General features: G+C 56.5%; 4 protein-coding genes. 1 reads left to right on the forward strand and 3 read right to left on the reverse strand.

From position 1 onward, the window contains the following. Window positions 1-26 precede the first annotated feature (26 nt). A complete protein-coding gene (def, locus tag Q7T06_RS04970) occupies window positions 27-563 on the forward strand; it encodes a peptide deformylase (protein ID WP_304781208.1) in 537 nt (178 codons plus the stop codon). Between the two features lie 67 nt (window positions 564-630). Here the strand turns inward: def and Q7T06_RS04975 are convergent, their stop codons facing one another. The 3 genes from Q7T06_RS04975 to Q7T06_RS04985 form a co-directional block, all read right to left on the reverse strand. Next, a complete protein-coding gene (locus Q7T06_RS04975; RefSeq protein ID WP_304781199.1) occupies window positions 631-3,435 on the reverse strand; it encodes an EAL domain-containing protein in 2,805 nt (934 codons plus the stop codon). A gap of 163 nt (window positions 3,436-3,598) precedes the next feature. Then, complete coding sequence (locus Q7T06_RS04980; protein WP_304781202.1) at window positions 3,599-4,345, reverse strand: pseudouridine synthase; 747 nt, start codon at window positions 4,343-4,345, stop codon at window positions 3,599-3,601. Between the two features lie 63 nt (window positions 4,346-4,408). Next, window positions 4,409-4,692: ACT domain-containing protein (locus tag Q7T06_RS04985; protein ID WP_304781205.1), on the reverse strand; the 284-nt coding region annotated here is incomplete at its 5' end.

Consider the following 4,692-nt stretch of genomic DNA (forward strand, 5'->3'; position numbering starts at 1 on the left):
TTCACAGACTATTTGAAGACGATCAAATGACGGTAAGAGAAATCCTGAAGATGGGCGATCCGCGCCTGCTGCGCATAGCCGAACCGGTGCAGGCTTTCGGCACGCCGGAGCTGGACGCGCTGATCGCCGACATGTTCGACACGATGTATGCGGCCAACGGCGCCGGCCTGGCTGCGCCGCAGATAGGCGTGAATCTGCGCCTGGTGATTTACGGCTTCAAGCAGAACACGCGCTATCCGGATGCGCCAGCGATACCGGAAACAGTGCTGATCAATCCGAAGTTGCGGCCGCTCTCAGCCGAGATGGAGGAAAGCTGGGAAGGTTGCCTGTCGGTGCCCGGCTTGCGTGGCGTGGTGCCGCGTTTCAGCAGCTTGCATTATGAAGGTTTTGACCAGCATGGCAATGCGATCAGTCGCGATGTCGACGGCTTTCATGCGCGCGTGGTGCAGCACGAATGCGATCATCTGGACGGCATCCTGTATCCGATGCGGGTCACCGACTTCACCAAATTCGGCTACGTCGATGTCCTGTTCCCGGAGATGGATCCGGGCGACGACGATTGATCTTTACGCCGTGCTTTACGCGCTGCGCTATCCCTATCTCCTGTAGCCGTCCCATACATCCTGCTGCTTAACGCGTAGCGCTACGCAGCACGCGTACTGCGGGCAATGTCGCAGCCAGAAAATCCTCGAAGGCCGCCACCGGTAATGGCTTGCTGTAATGGTAGCCTTGCGCTTCGTGGCACCCCTCTGCACGCAGAAACGCCAGTTGCTCTACTGTTTCCACGCCTTCGGCGATGGTTTGCAAGCCCAGGCTTTTCGCCATCCCTATGATGGCGCTGACGAGCGCCCTGTCTTCTGCATCGCTACTGATATCGCGCACGAAGGATTGGTCTATCTTGAGTTTGTAGACCTTGAATTTTTTCAGATAGCTGAGCGAGGAATAGCCGGTGCCGAAGTCGTCTATCGACATCCGCACACCGTGCGCGTGCAGATTGTTCATCATCGCAATGGCGCCTTGCGGATTGTGCATCGCCACGCCTTCAGTCAATTCCAGCTCCAGATATTGCGGCGGGAAATCTGCTTCATTCAATATGCGCATGACCAGATCGGGCAATCCTGCATGACGGAATTGCACCGCCGACAGATTGACTGCCATCAACAGCGCGGTGTAGCCGCGCTCGTGCCAGGCCTTCGCCTGTCGCACCGCAGTGCGCAATACCCATTCCCCTATCTGCATGATCAGCCCGCTTTCTTCTGCAATCGGGATGAATTCTGCCGGAGAGACATTGCCCAGTTCCGGATGTCGCCAGCGCAACAGCGCTTCGGCACCGATGATCTTTTCGTCTGACAAGGATATTTGCGGCTGGTAGTGCAATTCCAGCTGATGCAGTTCAACTGCCTGGCGCAAGGCGTTGACGATTTTCAGGTAGCGTGTCGAGCGCTCCTGCATTTCCTGCGTAAAGAACTGGTAGCTGTTGCGGCCGGCTTCCTTGGCGCGATACATCGCGACATCGGCATTCTTGTGCAGCGTTTCAAAATCCGCCCCATCCTCCGGGTAGACGGCAATGCCGATCGAAGCCATCACGCTCAGGTCGTGCGGGCCGATTTGATAGGGTTGCTTGATGATGTCCATCAGCTGCTGCGCGGTCTTTCTGGCATCTTCCCGGTTGGCGCCGGGTTGCAGCAGTATGAATTCGTCACCACCCAGACGCGACAAGGTATCCTCACTGCGCAGCGCCAGCTGCAGGCGCTGACTCAATGCAAGCAGCAGCGCGTCGCCGAGACTATGGCCCAGCGTATCGTTGATGTTCTTGAAGTGATCCAGATCGATGAACATCACGGCCAGCGCATCCCGGTTTTTTTCCGCCACTTGCAGCGCATGGTGTGCGCGCTCGTCGAGCAGCACGCGATTCGGCAACCCTGTCAAGACATCGTAATGCGCCAGGTATTTGATGCGCGCCTGCGCATTTTTTCTGTCGGTAATGTCTTCTTCTATTGCCAGATAATGCGTGATGCGGCCATCGGCTTCCCGCACCGGCGAGATGTGTACCAGGTCTACATGTTCTGAGCCATTTTTTCGTCGATTGATGAATTCGCCATGCCAGCTTTCGCCGCGTGCCAGATGCGCCCACATGTCGGCGTAAGTTGCTCGCGGTGTTTTCCCGCTTCGATGCAGACTGGGTTTCTTGCCGAGGACTTCATCGATGGCGTAGCCGGAGTTGAGGCTGAAGGCGGTGTTGGCGTATTCGATCACGCCGTCAAGATCGGTGATCAGTATTGCATTGGAGCTTTGCTCGACTGCATGCGAGAGCTTGCGCAGGAAGGCTTCGGACTGTTTGCGCTCGATCGCAATGGCGACAAAATGCGCAGCCGTTTCTATCAGCTGCAGATCGTATTTTTCGGGGGTGTATGGGCTGCGGTGATAGACGGCAAACGCCCCGATGACTTGCGCATCGGCTGAAAATATCGGTTCGGACCAGCAAGAACCCAGTTCTGCTTTTGCAGCTATGGAGGCAAACGCAGTCCAGAGCGGATCCTGGGCAATATCGCTAACGATAGTGCGTGTACCGCTGGCGATCGTGTTGGGGCAGCATCCAATGCCTAAGGAAATGCTCATTCCATCGATGGCGGCATTGTAAAAATCGGGCAGGCTGGGTGCTGCACCTACACGCAGCCGCAAGCTATCCTTGTCGCGCAGCATGATGGAACACAGGCTGTCTGGAATGATGGCTTCCAGCTGGTACACCACATTGAGCAGGATTTCCTTCAGCGGCAACTCGCTGGTCATGAGTTCCAGCATGAACACGCGCAGTGTCTTCATTTTCAGCGAATGTTGACGCTCTGCTTCCAGCTCGAACCGGCTGAGCGCATAGTCGATGTCGATGGCCAGTTCGATGAGCAGATTGCGGGTAGTTTCATCGAAGGCATCGACCTGGTCAGCGTACAGATTGATCGTGCCTATGACCATGCCTTTCCTGTGCAGCGGCAAGGCGGCGCAGGCTTTCCAGTCGAAGCGGGTCGCGCGCTCGCGCCAGGGCAGGGTGGCCGGATCATGCTGAAAATCCTGGCACCAGTAAGGCCGGTTTTCACGAAAGGCGATGCCGCTCGGGCCGCGCCCATAGGTTGTCTCGGCAATGATCGAAATAGGCAGTTGTTGCAGATAGTCGGTGCCGTCGCCATCCGCGGCTACCGATACCAGCTGCTGTCCTGTTTCATCGAGCATCGAGATGCAGGCCATTTTCATGCAATCGAAATTGACGACATTGCGGCAAATTTTCGCGAACAGAATTTGTTCACTGTCGCTGCGCACTATGGCTTGATTGCACTGCATCAGTGATTTGTAGAGCTGATTGATGCGCCGGTTTTTCGTTAGACTATCCGCATCCCCGGGATGCATGGCCGGCGGCGGACGGCCGGTGTAGCTGTTTTCCATGTGCGATGAATGCGTGTATATATGTGAGCGCCGTCAGGAGCGGGGCAGATGGCGGGCGGGCATGCAGGCGCACGCCGCCGCAGAAGATGTGATTGTGACGGCTTTGTTTAAACGGATATTGATCTAGAACAAATTTCCGTGTGGAAATTAAATTGCGGGGCAATCAGAACTGTTCGCCGTCTTCCAGATAGCGCCATTCACCCACCGGCAAGTCGCCCAGCTTCACTCGGCCTATGCGCACGCGCTTCAAGCCAACGACCTTCAGTCCGACGATATCGCACATGCGGCGGATCTGGCGTTTTTTACCCTCGCGCAAAATGAAGCTCAACTGGTCTTCGTTTTGCCATTTGACTTGCGCCGGCAGCAGTTTTTTTCCATCCAGCATCAAGCCATGGTTGAGGCGCTTCAATTCTGACTCCGGCAGCGTCCCCAGCTTCGTGTATTGCACGCGCACCAGGTATTCTTTTTCGACACTGGTCGTTTCGCCTATCAAATGCTTGGCGATCCGGCCATCCTGCGTCAAGACCAGCAAGCCGATCGAGTCGATGTCCAGGCGCCCGGCGGGAACCAGGCTGCGCAACTGCGTAGGATGGAATTGCGTCGTCGACTGGTCTTCTTTCCAGCGGTTTTCCGCCTTGATCAGCGCGACTGCCGGTTTGTAGCCGTCTTCGGCCTGACCGCTGACGTAGCCCATCGGCTTGTTGATCAGGATAGTGACGCGCTTGGCTTGTTCTGCCGCCGCCTGACGTTCCACCGTCACTTTTTGTGTCGGTAGTATCTTGGTGCCCAGTTCCGAGACAACCTTGCCATCAACGCGTACCCAGCCACGGGCGATCCATTCGTCGGCTTCGCGGCGCGAGCAAAGACCCAGTTCGGACATGCGTTTGGAGAGGCGTAGTGGTTCGGTCATAGTGATGCAATTATTTGAATTGAAAGGCAGATTGAAAAACGACGGCGTTTGATGCGGCGAGCATCAGACCCGCAGCGCGTCGAGCAAGTCAGTCTCCAGCTGGATCTGACTGCGCGGATTGTTCAGTACCGAGCCATCGATCAGGAACACGTCCTCGACGCGTTCGCCCAGCGTCATGACCTTGGCAGTGTGCAGATTGACCTTGTATTTCGCCAGCACATTGGCGATCGAATACAGCAAGCCGTTCCTGTCGTTGGCCGAGACCGTCAGCAGATAATACCGGCCGCGTTCGTCGGGACGCAAATCGACAGTCGGCGTGGCCGGGAAATTGCGCGACAGGCGCGACA

Source organism: Herminiimonas sp., assembly GCF_030645555.1.
Taxonomy (GTDB): domain Bacteria; phylum Pseudomonadota; class Gammaproteobacteria; order Burkholderiales; family Burkholderiaceae_D; genus Oxalicibacterium.

Bases quoted from the DNA above. Each gene is read 5' to 3' on its own strand.
- def (WP_304781208.1), top strand. From the start codon at position 27: ATGACGGTAAGAGAAATCCTGAAGATGGGCGATCCGCGCCTGCTGCGC.
- Q7T06_RS04980 (WP_304781202.1), bottom strand. From the start codon at position 4,345: ATGACCGAACCACTACGCCTCTCCAAACGCATGTCCGAACTGGGTCTT.
- Q7T06_RS04975 (WP_304781199.1), bottom strand. From the start codon at position 3,435: ATGGAAAACAGCTACACCGGCCGTCCGCCGCCGGCCATGCATCCCGGG.